Annotated in this window: 15 protein-coding genes, 1 tRNA gene and 1 pseudogene; 8 read left to right on the top strand and 9 right to left on the bottom strand. The window is 72.9% G+C overall.

From position 1 onward, the window contains the following. Nucleotides 1-35: 35 nt before the first annotated feature. From casB to ACQYWQ_RS10210, 5 genes and pseudogenes are all read left to right on the top strand, one after another. A complete protein-coding gene (casB, locus tag ACQYWQ_RS10230; protein WP_431033946.1) occupies nt 36-698 on the top strand; it encodes a type I-E CRISPR-associated protein Cse2/CasB in 663 nt (220 codons plus the stop codon). After that, a complete protein-coding gene (gene cas7e, locus ACQYWQ_RS10225; protein ID WP_431033945.1) occupies nt 695-1,891 on the top strand; it encodes a type I-E CRISPR-associated protein Cas7/Cse4/CasC in 1,197 nt (398 codons plus the stop codon). Before casB ends, cas7e begins: the two co-directional genes overlap by 4 nt. 11 nt (nt 1,892-1,902) lie before the next feature. After that, complete coding sequence (gene cas5e / locus ACQYWQ_RS10220; RefSeq protein ID WP_431033944.1) at nt 1,903-2,658, top strand: type I-E CRISPR-associated protein Cas5/CasD; 756 nt, start codon at nt 1,903-1,905, stop codon at nt 2,656-2,658. Next, nucleotides 2,655-3,338 (top strand): type I-E CRISPR-associated protein Cas6/Cse3/CasE, encoded by a 684-nt coding sequence (gene cas6e, locus ACQYWQ_RS10215; RefSeq protein ID WP_431033942.1) that lies wholly within the window; start codon nt 2,655-2,657, stop codon nt 3,336-3,338. The genes cas5e and cas6e overlap by 4 nt, the downstream gene beginning before the upstream one ends. A gap of 50 nt (nt 3,339-3,388) precedes the next feature. After that, nucleotides 3,389-3,463, top strand: a pseudogene (locus ACQYWQ_RS10210) (DUF255 domain-containing protein); the annotation flags it as partial. Nucleotides 3,464-4,035: 572 nt separating this feature from the next. Here the strand turns inward: ACQYWQ_RS10210 and ACQYWQ_RS10205 are convergent. After that, nucleotides 4,036-4,602 carry a Uma2 family endonuclease gene (locus ACQYWQ_RS10205; RefSeq protein WP_431033940.1) on the bottom strand — a complete coding sequence of 189 codons (567 nt, stop codon included), beginning with the start codon at nt 4,600-4,602 and terminating at the stop codon, nt 4,036-4,038. A 231-nt stretch (nt 4,603-4,833) separates the two neighbouring features. Between ACQYWQ_RS10205 and ACQYWQ_RS10200 the strand changes: the two genes are divergently transcribed. Further along, nucleotides 4,834-6,885 (top strand): thioredoxin domain-containing protein, encoded by a 2,052-nt coding sequence (locus tag ACQYWQ_RS10200; RefSeq protein WP_431033939.1) that lies wholly within the window; start codon nt 4,834-4,836, stop codon nt 6,883-6,885. 669 nt (nt 6,886-7,554) lie between these two features. Here the strand turns inward: ACQYWQ_RS10200 and ACQYWQ_RS10195 are convergent. Both ACQYWQ_RS10195 and trhA read right to left on the bottom strand, forming a co-directional pair. Continuing rightward, nucleotides 7,555-8,379, bottom strand: a complete 825-nt coding sequence (locus ACQYWQ_RS10195) for a Mut7-C RNAse domain-containing protein (RefSeq protein WP_431033937.1) — start codon at nt 8,377-8,379, stop codon at nt 7,555-7,557. A 120-nt stretch (nt 8,380-8,499) separates the two neighbouring features. After that, nucleotides 8,500-9,228, bottom strand: coding sequence for a PAQR family membrane homeostasis protein TrhA (gene trhA / locus ACQYWQ_RS10190; RefSeq protein WP_431033935.1), 729 nt, complete (start codon nt 9,226-9,228; stop codon nt 8,500-8,502). A 658-nt stretch (nt 9,229-9,886) separates the two neighbouring features. Between trhA and ACQYWQ_RS10185 the strand changes: the two genes are divergently transcribed. Further along, the gene (locus tag ACQYWQ_RS10185; protein ID WP_431033934.1) at nt 9,887-11,773 is read left to right on the top strand and encodes a phosphoenolpyruvate carboxykinase (GTP); all 1,887 of its coding nucleotides are present in this window, start codon (nt 9,887-9,889) and stop codon (nt 11,771-11,773) included. 333 nt (nt 11,774-12,106) lie between these two features. Here ACQYWQ_RS10185 and ACQYWQ_RS10180 read toward each other — a convergent pair whose 3' ends face one another. From ACQYWQ_RS10180 to ACQYWQ_RS10170, 3 genes are all read right to left on the bottom strand, one after another. Beyond that, nucleotides 12,107-12,544, bottom strand: a complete 438-nt coding sequence (locus ACQYWQ_RS10180; RefSeq protein WP_431033933.1) for a hypothetical protein — start codon at nt 12,542-12,544, stop codon at nt 12,107-12,109. Between the two features lie 262 nt (nt 12,545-12,806). Further along, nucleotides 12,807-14,018, bottom strand: a complete 1,212-nt coding sequence (locus ACQYWQ_RS10175) for a pyridoxal phosphate-dependent aminotransferase (protein WP_431033932.1) — start codon at nt 14,016-14,018, stop codon at nt 12,807-12,809. Nucleotides 14,019-14,333: 315 nt separating this feature from the next. Continuing rightward, nucleotides 14,334-16,622 (bottom strand): putative bifunctional diguanylate cyclase/phosphodiesterase, encoded by a 2,289-nt coding sequence (locus tag ACQYWQ_RS10170; protein WP_431039133.1) that lies wholly within the window; start codon nt 16,620-16,622, stop codon nt 14,334-14,336. A 1,152-nt stretch (nt 16,623-17,774) separates the two neighbouring features. On the opposite strand from ACQYWQ_RS10170, the gene ACQYWQ_RS10165 reads away from it, so the two are divergent. Next, a complete protein-coding gene (locus ACQYWQ_RS10165; protein ID WP_431033931.1) occupies nt 17,775-19,100 on the top strand; it encodes a M6 family metalloprotease domain-containing protein in 1,326 nt (441 codons plus the stop codon). 641 nt (nt 19,101-19,741) lie between these two features. Here ACQYWQ_RS10165 and ACQYWQ_RS10160 read toward each other — a convergent pair. From ACQYWQ_RS10160 to ACQYWQ_RS10150, 3 genes are all read right to left on the bottom strand, one after another. Next, nucleotides 19,742-19,815 (bottom strand) — tRNA-Lys (locus ACQYWQ_RS10160). Beyond that, on the bottom strand, nt 19,806-20,393 hold the full coding sequence (locus ACQYWQ_RS10155; RefSeq protein WP_431033930.1) for a hypothetical protein: 588 nt from the start codon (nt 20,391-20,393) through the stop codon (nt 19,806-19,808). The genes ACQYWQ_RS10160 and ACQYWQ_RS10155 overlap by 10 nt, the downstream gene beginning before the upstream one ends. Nucleotides 20,394-20,566: 173 nt before the next feature. After that, nucleotides 20,567-20,908 carry a hypothetical protein gene (locus ACQYWQ_RS10150; protein WP_431033929.1) on the bottom strand — a complete coding sequence of 114 codons (342 nt, stop codon included), beginning with the start codon at nt 20,906-20,908 and terminating at the stop codon, nt 20,567-20,569. Nucleotides 20,909-21,026 lie beyond the last annotated feature (118 nt).

Below are 21,026 nucleotides of genomic sequence, written 5' to 3'. Positions count from 1 at the left end.
CGGACGACGAGAACCGACGCGAGGAGGAGCGCCCGATGACGGCACGGACCGAAGCCCATGAGGAACGGCAGGCTCGGCGTGACGCGTTCGTCTCCCACCTGCACTCCCTCGCGACGGCGCGGGAATCGGACGCCACGCATCTGGTGGCCCGAGGGCGTGCGGAGCTCGCCGTGCTGCGCCGGGGCTTCAGCGGCGGGCGACACCAGGCGCAGGCGTACGGGATCGTCGTCCCGTACGGTCCGCCGGAAGAGGAGCAGGACGTCTGGCTGCTGCTGAGCGGTCTCTTCGCCCTGCACCCCCTGCCCCGCTCGCTCGGCGGACCACACGCACCGACCCTCGCCCGTTCCCTCGGGGCTCTCGCACGGGAGAAGGGGAGTTCGGCCGAGCGCCGCTTCGCCGAACTCGTATCCGTGGAGGGCGCGGCCCTGGAACACCAGGTGCGCCAGGCTGTGCGACTCCTGCGCGGCAGCCACACGCCGTTGAACTACGGACGGCTCCTCGACGATCTCGTCGTCCTCCTCTCGACGGACCAGACGGATCACCGGGTGACGGAGCGGCAACGCGTGCGACTGCGCTGGATCAGCGACTACCACCGTCACCCCGTTGCCCGGCCCAGGGGGGCGGAGGACGAGCCGGGCGGCGCCCCTGGCACCCCGTTCGACCAGGCCCCCGATTCGACTACCCAGGATGACGAATGATCATTGAGCTCCACCTGCTCCAGTCCTTCCCGGTCAGCAACCTCAACCGGGACGACATCGGGCAGCCGAAGACAGTGCGGTTCGGAGGGGTCACCCGGGCCCGGATCTCCAGTCAGTCACTGAAACGGGCGGCACGTGAGCTGTTCACCTCACACGGCCTGGAAACGGGTGACATCGGGCGGCGGACGAAGCAACTGCCGGAACAGGCCGGCATTCTCCTCGCTGAGCGCGGCAAGTGTGAGGTGAGCAGGGCGCAGCTGGTGGCCCAAGAGGCGCTGGCGGCGTTCGGATTCGGGGTGACCGAGGACCGGGGGCGGTCCGAGTACCTGTTGTACGTGGGACCGGCTGCCGTGGAGCATCTCGCGGACTACTGCGAGAAGCGCTGGGACATCCTGGAAAAGGCGCTGGAAAAGGAGGAGAAGCGCAAGGCGGACGCGAAGAAGAGGTCACGGACCAAGGTCAAGCCGACGCAAAAGGAGCTCATTGAAGCGCGAAAGGTCTTCGACTCCTCCCGGGTTGCCGACATCGCGCTCTTCGGCCGGATGATCGCCGACAACCAGGACTTCTCCGTGATCTCCGCCAGCCAGGTCGCCCACAGCATCTCCACCCACGCCGTGGCCAACGAGTTCGACTTCTACACGGCCATGGACGACATGCGTCCGGCCGAGGAGCCCGCCGCGGACATGATGGGCACCATCGACTACAACGCGGCTTGCTACTACCGCTACGCCAACCTGGACACCGACCGTCTGCTCCGCAACCTCTTCGGCGAGGATTCGGTGCTCCCGGAGGAACTCCCCGCCGAGGACAAGGCACTCTTGGTCCGCAGTGTCCGGGCCTGGCTTCGGGCCTTCGTCCACGCCGTCCCGCGCGGCAAGCAGAACTCCATGGCCGCGCCGACGGTACCCGACGTCCTGCTGGGAGTCGCACGCACGGACGGGGCGTGGAGCCTCGCCAACGCGTTCCTCTCGCCCGTCGGCGACGTCGCGGACCTGATGGACACGTCCGCCCGGCGCATGGCGGGTTACTTCGATCAGATCCGTGACTTCTACGGGGACGAGGAACTGCGCGGCGTGCACTACGGCTCCCTCGATCCGAGCGGAGGGCTCTCCGACCGCCAACCACGTGATTGCCAGGAGGCGGAGGGCATCGATGCCTTCGTCGAGGGGCTCATCGGCTCGGCCGGTCTCTGAGGAGCGGTGCGGTGACATCCACCCTGATCCTGTGCCTCGACGCCCCCATGCAGTCCTGGGGCGCCTCCTCCCGCTTCGACCGCCGGGACACGGCCCGTGAACCGACGAAGTCCGGCATCGTCGGTCTGCTCGCGTCGGCCCTCGGCGTGGCGAGGGACGACGACGATCGCGTCCGGGAACTCGCCACACTGTCGATGGGCGTTCGGGTAGACCGCGAAGGCGAGTTGGAACGCGACTACCACACCGTTTCCAACGTGCCCAACACCAAAGGCGGTGCGAGAGCCACCGTCGTCAGCGAGCGGTTCTACCTGTCGGGGGCGCTCTTCCTCGTGGCTCTCGAAGGAGCGGACGAGGAGGTGCGCGGTCTGTACCGGGCCTTGAGACGTCCTCGATGGCCCCTGTACCTCGGCCGCAAGGCATTCCCGCCCGGTACTCCCGTCGTACACCCGGACGAGAGCCGTGCGGTACACGACGGTCACATGGACGACGTGCTGGAGGGCCATCCTTGGCTGGAGACACGTCCAGCGCGGCTGCGCCGTGCACGCGAGCGCCTGGACGCGGGTACACCGCTGCACCTGCGGACCGTGCGCGACACCGTGCCCGCGTTCGTAGGAGCCGAGTTGCGCCACGACCACCCGATCTCATTCTCGGCACGGCGGCGGCACGGAACGCGCGCGGTACGTGTCGGTCACGTCCCTCTGACCGCTCCGATGCTCCCACGACAGCCGGAGGCCACCTCGAAGTCCGAACAGGTGGAAACAGCATGAGCCTCTGGCTGACCCGGTTGACCCCCGATCTGCGCAGAGGGGACGTGTTGAACGACATGAATGACGCCCACTTGATGCACCGCCGCGTCATGTCCCTCTTCCCCGACCGCCCCTCCGACACCCCCCGCAGCGACGTGGGCGCCCTCTACCGGACGGAGCCCGTGCGAGACGCGGTACAGGTCCTCGTGCAGAGTCACGTGCAGCCCGAGATCGGATGCCTGCCCGAGGGATACGCAGAGACGGGGGTGCTGCACCTGAAGTCGTACCTCAACACGCTCGCGGGGGGCATGCGGGTGCGCTATCGGATCGCTGCCAACCCTTCGAAACAATTGGCCGTTCCCACAGCGGGAGGCGGCCGGGTCGGGCAGCGGGTGGCCTTGCACGGGGAGGCCGCCGAGGAGTGGTGGAGGTTGCGTGCGGCCAAGGCGGGGCTCCGTCTCCAGTCCGGGCTCGTGACCCCCCGGCATCCGCTCGTCAGCCGACTCCGCGCACGCGCAGGCCTCCGATTTCACCTCGCACAGTTCGACGGGGAGGCGGAGATCCACGACGTGTCCGCCCTGCGGGGAGCCATGCGGGAGGGAATCGGAAGAGGCAAGTCCTACGGCTGCGGGCTGTTGAGCATCCTGCCGATCCGGCAACCCACCAGTGAGCCTGCCGATCACGGACGCCTCCCCACCTGACCGCGGCACGCCGTCCTGACTGGCGGGTGGGGTGAAGCATAGGTTGGGGGATGCCGAATCGACTCGTGGGGGAGACTTCCCCCTATCTGTTGCAGCACGCCGACAACCCGGTCGACTGGTGGCCCTGCCCTGGGGCGTTGCCAGAAGGTAGTCACATGGACACTTACGATGAGCAGCTGGGCGCAAGTATCGACGCCTGGGTGGAGGCCGAATTGGCCGCCTCACCAGAGTGGGGGCCCGAGAAGTACGCTGCCATCCGCCAGTGCCTGGAGGGCAGCGGACCCGCCGTCACCGTTGAGGAGTATGGGCACGGGACCGCGAATTGCGGCTCAGGCGTCAGTGCTGTGGGCGAAGGGCGATAGGTCCTCGCCCACAGCACTGTCCGTAGCGGCGACGGTGGTCGGCGAGCTGGCCCGCTGCGGGTCAGGGACGTCTGCGAAGCCCTCGAAGCACGAACTGCTGCCGACGAGGCACGCCGTCAGGGTGACGGGCATCAAGCGGGGGCGGCTCCCCACGCGGCTTGTCCCCGGCGAGACAGTGTGGGTCGGCATCTGGTTGAAGCTCTGTACCTCCCCCACCGCACCGTCTACGACGCCTCTGGGCTGAGGGGGGCCGCCGCCCAGAGGCCCCCGGTTGTGGACATGTCTTAGTCCACAGGGCGTCGGAGACGTCGAGGGTGCGGGCGATTCCTCGTTGCTTACAGCGCCCCAAGGTCGACCGTGACAGGGAATGGCGCAGCGCCCTTCACGGTGCCGGTGAACATCTCGCCGTCCCGGTAAGCCTTGGTGGCGGGGTCGAGGACGTAGGTGTAGACGATCGGGACGCCAGTGGCGGCCTGCTCGATGCGCCAGTAAAAGGGGATGCCGGCCTTGGCGTACTGGTCCACCTTCACGATCCGGTCTGTGGTTTCTGACCCTGGGGACACGACCTCGACGACCAGGAGGACGTGCTCCGGGCGGGTGGGCGTGAGGTCGATGGTCTCCGCCCGGTAGACGGTGACGTCCGGACGGCGGTTGGTGAGCGGCACGTCCTGCAGGCGGACGTCGAAGTCCGTGTCCGCGTTCCAGTCCGGGCCCGCGGCGGTGTCCAAGGCATTGGCCAGGAGGCGGGCCAGCCGATTGTGCCGCTTGGAGGCGCTCGGGCTCACGACGACCATCCCGTCCACGATCTCGATGCCGGCGCACTGCTCCTCGGACCAGGAGTCGTACTGTTCCGCGCTGATCTGCGTGTGCATCCACGCGGGCGCCACCATCTCGGCGGTCATGAAGTACCTCCTTCGAGGATGCGGTGCTGCTCGACTCAGCGTACTGCCCGCTTCCAGCCGGACACCGGCTTTGGGCCGGGGCAGAGCCTCCAGCGTCCGCAGGGTGACCGGGGGCGCAAAAGGGGCGATCCGCATTCACTACGTGATGGCGCATGAGTGCAAATCGGCCAAGTGGGGCGGGGCTCGCGGGCTGAACCAGTAGGGCCGTGTCGGCGTGAGAGGCTGGGGCGTATGAACCGGTTGGCTGGTGCGACCTCGCCTTATCTGCTTCAGCATGCCGACAATCCGGTCGACTGGTGGCCCTGGTCGCCGGAGGCGTTCGAGGAGGCGCGGCGGCGGGACGTGCCGGTGCTGCTGTCGGTCGGGTATTCCGCGTGCCACTGGTGTCACGTCATGGCGCACGAGTCCTTCGAGGACGCGGAGACCGCCGCGTACATGAATGCGCACTTCGTGAGCGTCAAGGTGGACCGTGAGGAGCGGCCCGATGTCGACGCCGTGTACATGGAGGCCGTGCAGGCCGCTACGGGGCAGGGCGGGTGGCCCATGACGGTGTTTCTGACGCCGGAGGGGGAGCCCTTCTACTTCGGGACGTACTTTCCGCCGCGCCCGCTGCACGGCACGCCCGCCTTCCGGCAGGTTCTGGAAGGGGTACGGGCTGCCTGGGCCGATCGGCGTGAGGAGGTCGCCGACGTGGCCGCGCGGGTCACGGCCGACCTCGCCGGGCGTGGCCTCGGGCTGCCCGAGGGCGCCTCTCCGCCCGGTGCCGAAGCGCTCGGCGCGGCCCTGCTCGGGCTGACCCGTGACTACGACGCCCGCCACGGCGGCTTCGGGGGCGCGCCCAAGTTCCCGCCGGTCATGGTCCTGGAGTTCCTGCTCCGGCACCACGCCCGCACCGGCTCCGACGGCGCCCTCCAGATGGTCACCGACACCGCCGAGCACATGGCCCGCGGCGGCATCTACGACCAGCTCGGCGGCGGCTTCGCGCGCTACGCGGTCGACCGCGAGTGGACCGTGCCCCACTTCGAGAAGATGCTCTACGACAACGCCCTCCTGTGCCGTTTCTACGCCCACCTGTGGCGGGCCACCGGTTCGGCTCTCGCCCGGCGGGTCGCCCTGGAGACCGCCGACTTCCTCGTCCGCGAACTGCGCACCCCCGAAGGCGGATTCGCCTCGGCGCTCGACGCCGACAGCGACGACGGCACGGGCCGCCATGTCGAGGGCGCCTACTACGTGTGGACCCCCGGGCAACTGCGCGAGGTACTCGGTGAGGCGGACGCCGCCCTCGCCGCCGCCCACTTCGGCGTCACCCCCGAGGGCACCTTCGAGCACGGCAGCTCGGTCCTCCAGCTGCCTCCCACGGACGGCACCGACAGCCCGCCCGTCGACGCCGCCCGCCTCGACCGCGTACGGCGTGCCCTGCTCGCCGCGCGCGACGAACGCCCCGCACCCGGCAGGGACGACAAGGTCGTCGCCGCCTGGAACGGCCTCGCGGTCGCCGCCCTCGCGGAGACCGGCGCCTACTTCGACCGCCCCGACCTCGTCGAAGCCGCGCTCGGCGCGGCCGACCTCCTCGTCCGTGTGCACCTCGACACCCACGGGCACCTGAGCCGCACCTCCCGCGACGGTCTTCCCGGCGCGAACTCCGGCGTCCTGGAGGACTACGCCGACGTCGCCGAGGGCTTCCTCGCCCTCGCCTCCGTGACCGGCGAGGGCGTGTGGACGGACTTCGCCGGGCTGCTCCTCGACAACGTCCTCGACCGCTTCCGCGACGACAGCGGCGCCCTGTACGACACCGCCACCGACGCCGAAGCACTCATCCACCGCCCCCAGGACCCCACCGACAACGCCACCCCGTCCGGCTGGAACGCCGCGGCGGGCGCCCTCCTCACCTATGCCGCACTCACCGGCTCCACCCCCCACCGCGCCGCCGCCGAACAGGCCCTCTCGGTCGTCGGCGCCCTCGCGCCCCGCGTGCCCCGCTTCGTCGGCCACGGCCTCGCGGTCGCCGAGGCCCTCCTCGCGGGCCCCTACGAGGTCGCCGTGGTGGGCGACCCCGACGACCCCCGCACCCGCGCCCTCCACCGCATCGCCCTCCTCGCCACATCGCCCGGCGCGGTCGTCGCGGCCGGACTCCCGTCCACGGACCCCGAGTTCCCCCTGCTCGCCGACCGCCCCCTGGTGGATGGCGCCCCCGCCGCCTACCTCTGCCGGGGCTTCGTCTGCGACCGTCCCGAGACGGACCCGGAGGAGGTGGCGCGGCGGCTGGTCAGCTGGGAGGAGTAGGGCCGAAGGGGCGCGGCCCGGGTTCGCGCCAGCTTTCCTCCCGCTCCGCGCCCTCCCTTCCCCGCCACGCCCACGCCCACGCCCACGCCCACGCCCACGCCGGCAACGGTCCGGCCCTCCTGAACCCCGCACGCTCCGCGAGGGTCGGCGACGCGCCCCGTTCGTAGCCCACCAGGGGGAGGCCGGACCTGGTGGCGTGGGCGAGCGCCGTGTCACGAAGCGGCGCTTCCCCGGCGTCCGCCCACACGGGGAGACGCCGATGACCCCGGCTCCCTCGTGGAGAATCGCCCCGCCCCGCAGGGTGGGTCCCCCCGGGCGTCCCGGATCTCCAGGACGCGTTGCGCCCCGTCCCTGAGCGGCGTGGGGCGGGACACGCCGCTCGCCTGCTGCCCGTCCGCCCCGGCCCAGACGCGCTCCCAGCTTCCAGCGCCTCCGTGGTGGTGACGGCGGTCGCCTCCCCGCCCGGGGCCCCCGCCCTGAGGTGCCGATCGCTGCGAGGACCGCGGCCGGGGTGGCGTCCGGCGTCGGCGTCACCGCGTCCGGGCAGTGCGGCGGCGGGCGGCGCGGCACCGACCACAGGGCGCGGGGGCGTACGCCCGTGAGGCCGTGGGCGGCGCACGGCCTCGCACACCACTCGGCGTTGTCGCCGATCGTGAGATCGAGCGGGTGTCACGCGGGCGCCTCCGTCCCCGCGTCGGGACCGTCGGGCCCGGGGCCCGGGGCCGTCCCCGCGTCCGGCCCCCGGTCGCGGTCCCGGTCGCGGTCCCTGCCCTCGTCCTGGCCGACCGTCCTCAGCGCTTCGGCGACGATGCGGGCCAGGCCGCCGTGGTGCGCGCCGCGCCAGTAGACGTGGCCGCAGTCGGGGCACTCCGCGTAGACGTCGTACGTGGCGCGCGTACCGCCCTCGACGCGGTCGGCCACGTCCTCCCCGCGCGCCGGGCGCAGGATGCCGTTGCACGCGGTACAGCGGGTCCACGGGCGCAGGTGGGGGCGGAACCTGCCCAGGACGTCGGCGAGTTGTTCCTCCGGGCGGTGGCTGTACACGTACGCCCCCGCCCACGGTTCACGGCGGCGCAGCAGCCCCCGGTCGCGGCTGAGCAGCACCCGTCTCTCGTCGGCCGACCGGGTGGCGAGGGCCTGGTCGCCCGGGTCCTCCTGCTGGTAGGCGGCGTCCACGCCGAGCAGCCGCAGGCGGCGGGCGAGGGTGCCGAGATGGACGTCGAGCAGGAAGCGGAGCGGGGCGCCGGGGACCCGTTGGGGGCGGTCGACCGGGGCGACGGCGATGTGCTCGCCGCCCTCCGGTATGGCGGAGACCGGCACGGCGGCGCCGTCGCGGCTGAGGCCGCCCACCTCGGTGAGCGGCACGCCGAGCGACTCCACGAGGTGGCCCAGCGTGGAGACGCCGTCGGCGTGCGCCGTCAGGGTCGGGCGGCCCTGCGGGAGGAAGGTCTCCAGGCCGGGCGCGAAGGTGAGGACGAGGTCGTTTCCGTTCACACCTGAAGACTTGCACGGGGTCCGGACAGAGTGCCGGACTTTATCCACAGGTGCTGTTGACCGTCAGGTCGTCATATTGTCGACGGCGCTTCCTTCGTGCCCCGCCCACGCCCGGGCCCCTCACCCGTGCTGGTACGCCACCAGCGAGATCCCCACGTAGTGCACGACGAACGCCGCGAGCGTGAGCGAGTGGAAGACCTCGTGGAAGCCGAACCAGCGCGGCGAGGGGTTGGGCCGCTTGATCCCGTAGATCACCCCGCCCGCGCTGTAGAGCAGGCCCCCGACGAGCACGAGGACGAGCACGGCGACGCCGCCCGCGCGCATGAAGTCCGGCAGGAAGAAGACCGCCGCCCAGCCCATCGCGATGTAGCAGGGCGTGTAGAGCCAGCGCGGGGCGCCCACCCAGAAGACCCGGAAGGCGATGCCCGCCGCAGCGGCCGCCCAGATCGCCCACAGCAGCCACGTGCCCTTGCCGTCGGGCAGGAGGAGCAGCGTCAGCGGCGTGTAGGTGCCCGCGATGATCAGGAAGATGTTGGCGTGGTCCAGCCTGCGCAGCACCGCTCCGGCCCGCGGCCCCCAGTTGCCCCGGTGGTACAGGGCGCTCACGCCGAAGAGCAGGCAGGCCGTGAGGACGTAGATCGCGCAGGCGACGCGGCCCCTGCCGGAGTCGGCGAAGGCGGTCAGGACGAGACCGGCCACGACCACCGCGGGGAACATCCCCGCGTGCAGCCAGCCGCGCATCCGTGGCTTGACCAGGGACGGGAGGGCGGGAGCGGGGGGCGCGGAGCCGGCCTCGGCCGTCGCCGCGGAGGGATCGGGGGCCGTCGTGGAATCGTGCGTCGTGGTCATCTGCCGCGTGTCCTTCGAGCCGGTGTCCGGGAGAGGAGAGGTGTGCGCGTGCCCGCGCCGTGCGCGCGGACCGGCGGGGCCGGGAGGTGGGGGAGCGAGGGCCGGGGCGGTGCGCCCGGCGGGTCGGGGCAAGGGCGCGTCGCTTCGGGAGCGGGCGCGGTCATATCGGCATCGTAGCGAGGCGGGTTGAGCGGGTGGCGTCCCGCCCGCTCAAGGACGCGGAGGGCGGCGCGCGGGCACGGAGTGTGGCGTGCCCCGTACGTCGCCCGGTGCCCGCTCGCGTACGTCGCCCGGTGCCCGCGGCCGTACGTCGCCCGGCGCCCGCGGCCGTACGGAATCCGCGCATCCGTACACGTACACGCCCACGTATCCATGCCCGTACCCGTACCCGACCCGTACCCACCCGCCCCCGTACCCGTACGTCGCCCCGCGGCGACCCGCCGTCCGTACGTCGTCGCCGTGCCGGTACGGAGCCGACGCCCCCGCCTCAGCCGTGTCCGGCGTCACTCCGCTCACATGGGCGGCCCCCTGGACAGATGGGCGGAGAAGGCGCAGGATCATATGAGTGCGGTCGGCACCGGATGAGCGGCTACGAGAGCGTCCGGGTCGCGGCCCCCACGGGGCAGACAGACTTCTCACCCTCGCTTAGGAGCAATTCGTGGCGCGCGACATCGCGGCTCCCCTGTCCTCCGACACCCTCGGCACGACCACCGGCATCCCCGCCCCCGGAAGCGCCCGCGCTTCCGGCACCCCGCCCACCCGGCACGCGGAGCTGCGCGCCTGGGTCGCGGAGATCGCGGCGCTCACCGAGCCCGATCAGGTCGTCTGGTGCGACGGCTCCGAGGCGGAGTACGACCGGCTCGCCGCCGACCTGGTCCGCAAGGGCACCTTCCGCAAGCTCGACCCGACGCTCCGCCCGAACTCGTACTACGCCGCTTCGGACCCCTCCGACGTCGCGCGCGTCGAGGACCGGACCTTCATCTGCTCGGAGAAGGAGGCGGACGCGGGTCCGACGAACCACTGGCAGGACCCTGCCATGATGCGCGAGACCTTCCAGGGGGAGAACGGCGTCTTCCGCGGCGCGATGCGCGGCCGCACGATGTACGTCGTCCCGTTCTGCATGGGGCCGCTCGGCTCGCCGCTCTCCGCGATCGGCGTCGAGCTGACCGACTCGGCGTACGTCGCCGTGTCGATGCGCACCATGACGCGCATGGGGCAGGCCGTGCTGGACGAGCTGGGTGAGGACGGCTTCTTCGTCAAGGCCGTGCACAGCGTCGGTGCCCCGCTCGCGGAGGGCGAGGCCGACGTGCCGTGGCCGTGCAACTCCACGAAGTACATCTCGCACTTCCCCGAGGACCGCGAGATCTGGTCGTACGGCTCCGGCTACGGCGGCAACGCGCTGCTCGGCAAGAAGTGCTACGCGCTGCGTATCGCCTCCGTCATGGCACGCGACGCGGGCTGGCTCGCCGAACACATGCTCATCCTCAAGCTGACGCCGCCGCGTGGAGAGGCGAAGTACGTCGCCGCCGCCTTCCCGAGCGCCTGCGGCAAGACGAACCTCGCGATGCTGGAACCGACGGTCAAGGGCTGGACCGTCGAGACCATCGGCGATGACATCGCGTGGATGCGATTTGGCGAGGATGGCAGGCTCTATGCCATCAATCCGGAGGCCGGTTTCTTCGGGGTCGCGCCGGGTACGGGTGAGCACACCAACGCCAATGCCATGAAGACCCTGTGGGGCAACGCCGTCTTCACCAACGTCGCGCTCACCGACGACGGCGACGTGTGGTGGGAGGGGATGACCGAGGAGCCGCCCGCGCACCTCACGGACTGGCGCGGCAACGACTGGACGCCCGCGAGCGACACACCCGCCGCGCACCCCAACGCGCGCTTCACGGTCCCCGCCGCGCAGTGCCCGATCATCGCGCCGGAGTGGGAGGACCCGAAGGGTGTGCCGATCTCGGCGATCCTCTTCGGCGGACGCCGCGCGAGCGCCGTCCCGCTCGTCACCGAGTCCTTCGACTGGAACCACGGCGTCTTCCTCGGCGCCAACGTCGCGAGCGAGAAGACCGCCGCGGCCGAGGGCAAGGTCGGCGAGCTGCGCCGCGACCCCTTCGCCATGCTGCCCTTCTGCGGCTACAACATGGGCGACTACATGGGGCACTGGATCGACGTGGCCAAGGGCAAGGACCCCGAGAAGCTCCCGAAGATCTACTACGTCAACTGGTTCCGCAAGGACGAGACCGGGCGTTTCGTGTGGCCGGGCTTCGGCGAGAACAGCCGCGTCCTGAAGTGGATCGTGGACCGGCTCGACGGCCGTGCCGAGGGTGTCGAGAGCCCCATCGGCGTCCTGCCCGCGAAGGGCGCCCTGGACACCGAGGGCCTCGACCTCTCCGCCGCCGACCTCGACTACCTGCTCACGGTCGACAAGGAGGTGTGGCGCGAGGAGGCCGCGCTCGTCCCCGACCACCTCAACACCTTCGGCGAGCACACCCCGAAGGAGCTGTGGGACGAGTACCGCGCGCTGGTACGGCGGCTCGGCTGAGCCCGACGACGGTGCGGAGGACCCGTGACCCCGACGACGGTGCGGAGACCCCGGTGAGGACCCCGGCCGGCCGGTGAACCCCGAGGGGCGGGGCCCCTCGCACAATGGCGTGCGAGGGGCCCCGTCTCTTGGCCCCGGCCCCGGCTTCGCGCGGGCCGACCCTGGTCCTGCGCGCGTACGTGCGGCGTCGCCCGGCCACGTACGGGGTGCGTACGTGCGGCGTCGCGCGGCCGCGTCCATGCGGCTTCGCCCGGCCACGTACGGGGTGCGTACGTGCGGCCTCGCGCGGCCGCGTCCATGCGGCCTCGCCCGGCTGTGTGCGGCCGCGTACGGTCAGGCCGCCAGGGCCTCGCGCGGCGCCTGCTCGGTGAGATCGGCGGCCGCCGCGTGGGCCTCCATGCGGCGGGCGGTCAGGATCGCCGCGCCCGTGTCGGCGCGCGAGGCCGCGACGACGAGCGCGCGTCCGGCGAGCGCGTGGGCGCGCCGGTGCAGGGCCGCGCGGTCGTGTCCGTGCACCGCTCCCGCGGCGGCGCGTACGGGGCTGCCGCCGCGCAGCCTGCGGAGGTGGTCGCTCAGTTCCTTGCCCGCTTCGCCCAGCTCGGCCGCCTCGTCCGCGGGGGAGAGTGCGCGCAGCTCGTCGGTGAGCGCGAGCAGGGCCGCGAGGTGACCGGCGAGCTGGATGTCCAGCTCCTCCTCGCGCGAATGACGGGGAAAACGGGACTGCTCGCCGGAGGTGGAATGGATGGATTTGGTGCGGATCGGCTCGTACATGAGGGACCTCCAGGGTTGCCTGAGAGCATCCTACCTTGGAATCCGTCTAACTTAGAATCCGTCCAGAGAAGGAGTCTGTACGAGCCTGTGCCGGTCGGTGGGCGCAGGGAGGGAGCCGGGTGCGGGGCGTCCGTGCCGGGGCCAGGGGTGAGCGGCGGGGCCGTCCGGGGCCGGGGCTGGGGGTGGAATGAGCGCGGGGCCGTCCGGGCCGGGGCCGGAGGCGGGGTGGGAGTGGTGCGGGGCGAGTCGGGGGCGGAGGGGCTCAGTTCTGCCCGTACCCGCTCAGGAAGTGGCCGATCCGGCCCACCGCCTCTGTCAGGTCCTGCACGCTCGGCAGCGTGACGATCCGGAAGTGATCGGGTTCGGGCCAGTTGAAGCCCGTCCCCTGCACGACCATGATCTTTTCCTTGCGGAGCAGATCGAGGACCATTTCCCGGTCGTCCTTGATCTTGAAGACCTTCGGATCGAGGCGCGGGAAGAGATAGAGGGCGCCCCGGGGCTTGACGCAGGTCACGCCGGGGATCTGGGTGAGGAGTTCGTACGCGGTGTCGCGCTGCTCGCGCAGTCGCCCGCCCGGCAGGACCAGCTCGTTGATCGACTGGCGCCCCGTGAGTGCGGCGACGACACCGTGCTGGCCCGGCATGTTGGCGCACAGCCGCATGTTCGCCAGGATGTTCAGCCCCTCCAGGTACGAGGAGGCATGGGCGCGCGGCCCGGAGACGACCATCCAGCCGACGCGGTAACCGGCCACGCGGTACGCCTTCGACATGCCGTTGAACGTGAGCGTCAGCAGATCGGGGGCGAGCGCGGCGGTCGGGGTGTGCGTGGCGCCGTCGTAGAGGATCTTGTCGTAGATCTCGTCGGAGCAGACGAGCAGGTTGTGGCGGCGGGCGATGTCGGCGAGCCCGCGCACCATCTCCTCGTCGTAGACGGCGCCCGTGGGGTTGTTCGGGTTGATGATGACGAGCGCCTTGGTCCTGTCGGTGACCTTGCGCTCGACGTCGGCGAGATCCGGCATCCAGTCGGACTGCTCGTCGCAGCGGTAGTGGACCGGAGTGCCCCCGGCGAGCGAGACGGCCGCGGTCCACAGCGGGTAGTCGGGTGCGGGGACGAGGACCTCGTCGCCGTCGTCGAGCAGGCCCTGCATGGCCATGACGATCAGTTCGGAGACCCCGTTGCCGATGAAGACGTTCTCGACGTCGGACTCGACGCCGAGGGTCTGGTAATGCATCGTGACCGCGCGGCGCGCGGCGAGCAGGCCCTTCGCGTCGCCGTAGCCGTGCGCGGACGAGACGTTCCGGAGGATGTCCTCCAGGATCTCGGGCGGGGTCTCGAAGCCGAAGGCCGCCGGGTTACCGGTGTTGAGCTTGAGGATGCGGTGGCCCGCCGCCTCCAGTCGCATCGCCTCGTCGAGCACCGGGCCGCGGATTTCGTAACAGACATTGGCGAGCTTCGCCGACTGGATCACCTGCATGCCGGTCACCTTACGACCGTGTTAACCGGCCCGCATGACGTATACGGCGGGGCGGGACAGGGGCGGGCCTGTGACGGCTTCCATTCGTACGCGCCGGACGCCGACAGCCGTGGCTCTGCGGGGCGGCGGCAGCTTTACGGCTTGGATTCCCACCTATGGGGGATGAATTTCACCTGTACGGGTGAGTTCGGACACCTGCGGGATCTTGGCGGGTGCCGCCCCCGTTCTCCAGGCAGCACGCGCAGGCGAGGACGTCGGGTGGCACGCGCGTGCCAGTACGTCGGGCGGCACGCGCGTGCGGGTACGTCGCGGAACTCACGAGGAAGTGGAGGTGGTCCAGCCGGGGCAGCGCCCTGTGGTCTCCAGGAGTACACCGATCCGCTCGGGCGGTACGGGACGCGAGTAGAGGTAGCCCTGCCCCATGTCGCAGCCCATCGCCCGCAGCCGCTCCGCCTGGCCCCTGGTCTCCACGCACTCGGCGGTCACGGTGAGCCCGAGGCGGTGGGCGAGGCCGACCAGGGCCTCGACGATCACCTCGTCAGCCGGTCGTCCCTCGGCGGTCGTGGACCGCGCGGGCCCGCCCGCGATCGCCGTCGCGGCATCCCGGTCCCTGGCGCCGGGGGTGCCGGGAGTGCCGGGGGCGGTGGGGCCGGGGGTGGCAGGGGCGGCGGGACCGGGGGTGGCAGGGGCAGCCGGGACGGCTGGCGCGGAGGTGTCGGGATCGGGGACGGAGCCGGTGAAGGGGAAGCCGCGTACGAAGGAACCGTCCAGCTTGAGAACGGAGACAGGGAGGCGACTGAGATAGGAGAGATTCGAATAACCGGTGCCGAAATCGTCGATGGCGATCCGCACCCCCATGTCGCTCAGTTCCTGGAGCGCCCGGAGCGGGCGGCCGGTCTGCCCGACCACCTCGGACTCGGTCAGCTCCAGTTGCAGCAGGGACGGCGGCAGCCGGGTCTCGGCGAGCACGGCGGCGACATCGGCCACGACGTCCGAGTCCCACAACTGCCGCACCGTCACATTGACGCTGACGTAGGGAGGCCGTGCTCCCGGGCGGGCGAGCTGCCAGGTGCGGGCCTGGGCGCAGGCGGTACGGAGGACCCAGCGGCCCAGCTCGACGATGGAGCCGTCCCGCTCGGCGACGTCGATGAACCGGTTCGGGGCGAGCCGGCCGAAGCGGGGGTGCCGCCACCGCACGAGGGCCTCGACGCCGAGCAGGGTGCCGTCGGCGAGGGCGACGAGTGGCTGGTACTCCAGCTCGAACTCGCCGTCGCGCACGGCGGGGCGCAGCGCGGTGGCCAGCAGGTCCTCGCGGGTACCGTCCTCGCTGCGGGCGGAGTCGAAGAGGGCCCAGCCGCCCTTGCCCTCGGCCTTGGCCCAGCCGAGCGCGGTGGTGACGGCACGCATCAGCTCGGCGGGGCTCGTCTCGCGGGCGGGCAGTTCGGCGACTCCGGCGGAGGCGGAGACGGAGAGGCGGCGCCCCGCGATGTCGTAGGGCTCGCGCAGTTCGCGCAGCACGGTGGTGGTGAGTGCGGTGAGCTGCGCGGGGCCCGTCGACTCGCGGACGAGGACCGCGAACTCGTCGCCGCCGAGGCGGGCGAGTACGGGGGCCTCGCCGTGCGGGGACGCGAGGCGCGGGGCGAGCCGGGCGAGTCGCGCGGCCACCGCGCGGAGCAGGTGGTCGCCGACGCGGTGGCCGTGGGCGGTGTTGACGTGCCGGAAGCCGTCCAGGCCGAGGACGCACAGGCCCACGCGCCCCCGGCCGCCGCGCAGCCCGTGCTGCTCCAGCGTGTCCGCGAGGCGGTCGAGGAAGTGGGCGCGGCCGTCGAGCCGGGTGAGCGGGTCCTCGCGTTCGGCCGCGAGCAGGCGCGCCCTGAGGTCGTGGCCGAGCGTCGTGTCGCGGACCGTGAGGAGGGCACCGCGTGCGGGCGGGAGGTGTTCGACGCGCAGCTCGGCCCAGGCCTCGCCGCCCCGGGGGGAGGCGATCCGCCGGGTGCACACGAGGTGGTGGCGGCGGCCGGAGAACACCTCCGGGAGGCCGGGGGCCGTCTGCGGGGTGAGGCCGAGCGGGGTGAGGTGGGCGAGCGGGCGCCCCGCGAGGGAAGCGGCGGGGAGGGCGAGGTACTGGTGCAGGGCGGGGTTGGCCGCGGTGATGGTGCCCGCCTCGTCGACGAGGGCCATCGGCAGCGGGGCGGCCTCGAAGGCGGCACGGTGAGCGGCATCGGGGGACGCGGCGGGGTGGGACGGAGCGGGGGCGGGGGCCTGGGGCGCGCATCCTGCGGGCGGGGCGGGCGGGGCGGGCTGGTACGGGGGGCCCGTGGGCGCGGGGGTCCGGTGCGGGACGTCGCTGCGCGGGGGAGCCGGAGGCGCGGCTGCCCAGGGGGCGGGGCCGGGCGGCGGGGCTGCCTGCGGGGAGGAGGGCGCGGGCGCGGTGGACAGGGAGGTGAGGTCAGTGGGCGCCGTGGGCCGGGGGGCGGGGCTCGTTCGTGCGGCGGCCTCGTACGCGGGCGCCCGCGACGCGGCGGCGGGGGGAGCCGGGGTGTCCAGGGAATGGGAGGCGTCCGGGGTGGGGTCCGGCGAGGTCCCCGGCAGGGGCGGGAGCACGGCGGGCAGCGGGGTGTGGTGGTCCTCGGGGTGGGGACGGGCCTGGGTGCGGGGGAGGGAGTGATCGGGAAGGAGGGGGAGGCCCTCGGCGAGGACGGTGAGGTGGCGGCCGCCGCCCAGGCGCTCGCGGGGCGCCGCGTGGCGCGGGCGCGGCGGGGGCGGGGGCTCGGGTGAACCGGCGCGGGGGCGGGTCGGGCGGTGCGCCGCGTGCGGGGAGGGCTCGCGGTGCGGCGGTTCGGCCGGGGGCCGGGCCGGGGTGTCCCGCTCGTGGGGGTGGGGCGGCGGGAGGGGGGCGGAGGCGTGGGCGCGGGAGGCGGCGGACTGCGAGGTGGGGAGCGGCCACCAGGCGGGCGTGGCCTCGGCGTGGGCCGGGTCCGCGCCGAGGCCGTGTGCCGCCCCGCGCACGGGTTCCGCCGGGCGGTGCGTGGACTCGCGGCGAGTGGGCTCGCGGACCGGGGTCTCGCGGTGGGGGCTGTCGCGGTGCGGGGCTTCGGGGCGCCGGCCCTCGCGGTGCGGGGCTTCGTGAAGCGGGCCCTCGTGGTGCGGGGCGTCGCGGACCGGGCCCTCGCGGTGTGGGGCTTCGCGGTGCGGGGCTTCGCGGTGCGGGGCTTCGCGGTGCGGGGCTTCGGGGCGCGGGGTCTCGCGGCGCGGGCCCTCGGGGGCGGCCGTCGGCGCGGCGTGGGGCTCGGGGGGCGGGTGGTGTGCCGCCTGGCCGTGGGTGGGCGGGGCCGAGGGGTGCGAGGTGCCCGCTCGGGTGGGGGCTGGAGGTTGTTCGGGGGGTCCGTTCACCGCTCGCTCCCGCCGTTGGCCAGGGTGTCCGTGCTGGAAAGTGTGCCGATCATAGATGCAGGCCAGAGGCCGTCGCAGCGGCCATTCGGGGGTGTGGGACTGCGGGCGACCGGAGTTGAACGGTTTGCTTTCGCTCCCGTTTCTTCTGGTGGGTGTGAAGGGCGGAAGTGTGCGTTCAAGGCGCGTAGACGACGCTGCGTGAAGCTTGAACTTTTACCCCACCGTTGGTCGTGTCCCGTGGTGCCGTCCCCGGCGTCCGGGTCGCCCGGGTGGCGGCGGGTGGAGGGCCGAGCGGGTGGCCCTTCACCCGCGTAGATCAGACAAACAGTGCATATGTACTTATAGCGCTCCAAGGTGGGGGGCGTGTTTCGCCATCGACCGCGCCCCGAGCACCGCGTCCCCCGGCCCCGAGACCCGCAGACCGCCGCGAGCGGCGCGTGGCGGGACGCGGGCCGGAGGGGCGGCGGTGCGGCGCGCTCGTGGCGCCTGCGGATCGGGGCGGCCGCGACCGCTTTCCTGGCGCTCGTCTCCGGGTCCCTCGTCCTCGCCCCGGCTCCCGCGCTCGCCGGCCTGCGTTCCGGGCCCTGTGTGCTGCCCCGTACCGGCGTGCACCACTCGGAGGGCCTCGACACGTGGAACGCCGCCTACCCCCGCCCGGCCGGGCGGCTCGACGCTGCGCTCGTGTACCTGTCCTTCCCCGGCGCGACGCCGCACGCGACGCCCCGCGCGCTGAGCCGTGACTACTTCCCCGCGACGACGGGGTTCTACGCGCGTGCCTCGTACGGGCGCATGAAGCTCGTGCCGCACGTGCGGAGCGACTGGGTGCGGATGCCGCGCCCGGCGAGCGATTACGCGATAGAGCGGGACTGGAGCGACGGGGGGCGTTCGGCGTACCTGCGCGACGCGCTCGCGGCGGCCGACCCGGGAACGGACTTCAGCAAGTACGACCTCGTGTACCTCGTCGCGGACCCGGACGCGCCCGGTGTGAACTCGGACGCCACGAAGGTCGTCAATCTCGGTACGCCCCTGCACGCCGACGGGACCGAACTGCGCCGCTTCGTGACCGTATTCGAGCAGCATCCGCCCGACCACAACGTGCTCGCCCACGAGACGGGTCACGTCTTCGACCTGCCCGACCTCTACCGCCGCCCGGCGGACGGCAAGGGGGACTGGGACACGCACGTCGGTGACTGGGACCTGATGGGCAGCCAGTTCGCGCTGGCCCCGGAATTCTTCGGCTGGCACAAGTGGAAGCTGGGCTGGCTCGACAACGCCCGCGTCGCCTGCCTGCCGGAGGACGGCGACAGCCGCGTCGACCTCGCCCCGCTCGCGGCTCCGCTGCCGAAGGGGATGCGCGGCGCGCCGAGGCTCGCCGTGGTCCGTACGGGTCCGTACCGGGCGCTCGCGATGGAGGTACGGACCGCGCGCGGCAACGACGCCACGACCTGCGCCGAAGGCCTCCTCCTCTATGAGGTACGCACCGACACGGCCTCCGCGCAGGGTCCCGTCAAGGTCTTCGACACGCACCCGCGCACGCAGGGCTGCGCCGCCCGCTCCGTCCAGCCCGGCCTCGCGGACGCCCCGCTCGGTGTGGGCGAGACGTACACCGTCCCGGGCGGCGCCCTGAAGATCACGGTCGAGGCGAAGACCCCGGACGCCGAATGGACTGTCCGCGTCCGCAGGCCCTGACCTCCGGCGAGGGCCCCGGCGCCCTCCATCCCGAACGGGCCGCACCCGGCCGCACCCGGCCGCACCCGGACCCACCCGGACCCACCCGGCCGCACCCGGACCCACCCGGCCGCACCCGGACCCACCCGGCCGCACCCGGACCCACCCGGCCGCACCCGGCCCCAGCCTCCGCCGCGCGGGCTGCGCCGCGCGCCGCTCACCCCGCGCCGTCGTCCCCGGCTCCGGCGCCCTCCGTACGAAGCGCCGGGCTGCCACTTCCCGCGCTCGTGCGCGGCGCCGCTTCCGGTGGGGCGGGAGGGCGGGTGAGGCGCACCGCCAGGCGGGCGCGGCCCGCATCTGGCGGCCCTCGCCCGTAGGTGGCCGCCGTTGCCGACGTCCGCCACGCGGGGCGCCGGACCGGTACGGCGGCGGGGGGCGCGCCCGATCCGGAATCGGGTCCGGCCTCCTGGTCGCCCGGGTCGTCGCGTGGGCGCGGCTCCGCGCGGGGGCAGCGCCGCCGGGCGCGTGCGGGGGAGAGGGGCGTCGGGTCCCGCTTGTGCCACTGCGGCTTTGTGCCACTGCGGCTCGTCCCGTCGTGGTTTCCGGGCGGACCGGGCGCAACGAGAAGGCCCCCCGATCACTCGGGGGGCCTTCTCCGTCTGTGCGCCGCCAGGGACTCGAACCCCGGACCCGCTGATTAAGAGTCAGCTGCTCTAACCAACTGAGCTAGCGGCGCCTGCTGACGTCGTAGACATTAGCACCCTGGTCGGCGGCGCGCGAAATCGATATCCGCACACCTGTCCTGGCCGCCCACAGCAGGGCCTCCGGGCCCCGGAGCCAGGGGCGCGGCCCCTTCGGAGGGACCAGCCAGCGGTCTCGCGACCCGCCGGGGGCCAGGGGCGGCAGGCTCGCGAGGTCGCCGCGCCCGTGGCAGAGGAGGGGCGGGAGGGGGTGGCGGGGGCTGCCGCCCCACTGTTCCCAGCGCAGCAGGGCGGCGAGGCGGTCGGCCGTGCCCGGCGTCGCGAGGAGCAGGAGGCGGTCGCCGCGTTCCGCGAGCGGGCCGCAGCCGGGGCCCTCGGCCCACAGCCGCTCGACCATGCGGCGCCCGAAGAGCAGGGGCGCGCTCACGAGGTCGAAGGCCGTGCCGCAGGGGAGGCGGAGCGGGTCTCGCGGACGCGCGGACCAGGTGCGCAGTGCCGCCTCCGGGTCGGGCGTCGCACTCGCGAGCCAACGGGCCCCGCCCGGGTCCCGTACGCCCTGCGCCTCCGCCTCGCCCGTGATGCCGTGCCGCTCCCGCTGTGTGCTGCTCGTCATGTCCCCACGGTCGCCCGGCCCGCCCCGCGAGCGGACGAAGTTCGCAGAAACGGGGACAAGACGTGCCGTACGGGCGTACCGTGCCCTGTCACTCGGCATATGCCCCGCGCGCGTGCCTCGCGCCCTCGGGCGTCAGGCCCTGTCGGCCCCACGCCGCGCCCTTGGCAGGGACGTCACCCCTCCTCCGGCTCCCCCTTGAGCAGATCCCGCCCGAACTCGATCATCTTCCGCGCGTAATCCTCCGTCCACTGCGCCCGCTCCCCGATCGACGCCGCCGAGAGGCGGTCGAAGCGGCGCGGGTCGGCGAGCTGCGCGGCGGCGATGGCCTGGTACTCCATCGCGCGATCCGCGGCGGCGCGGAAGGCGAGGCTCAGTTCGGTCGCCCGGTCGAGCAGGTGGCGCGGGTCATCGATCGCTTCCAGGTCGAAGAAGTGCTCGGGATCGGCCGCCACCTCCCTCGGCTCGTGGAGCAGCGGCGCGGGACGCAGCCGCGGTCGCCGTTCGGGCTCCGCCATAGAAACTTCCTCCATCGCACAGGTGGGAGCGGCGCGGACCACCTCCGCACCACCGACCATTGTCCCCCGGCCCCGCAAGACCGGCCCTTGGCCTCCGCCCGGGCACCCGCGCCCGGAC

The organism is Streptomyces sp. P6-2-1 (assembly GCF_050613165.1).
Classification (GTDB): Bacteria; Actinomycetota; Actinomycetes; order Streptomycetales; family Streptomycetaceae; genus Streptomyces.
This window is presented reverse-complemented; position numbering and strand designations above follow the sequence as displayed.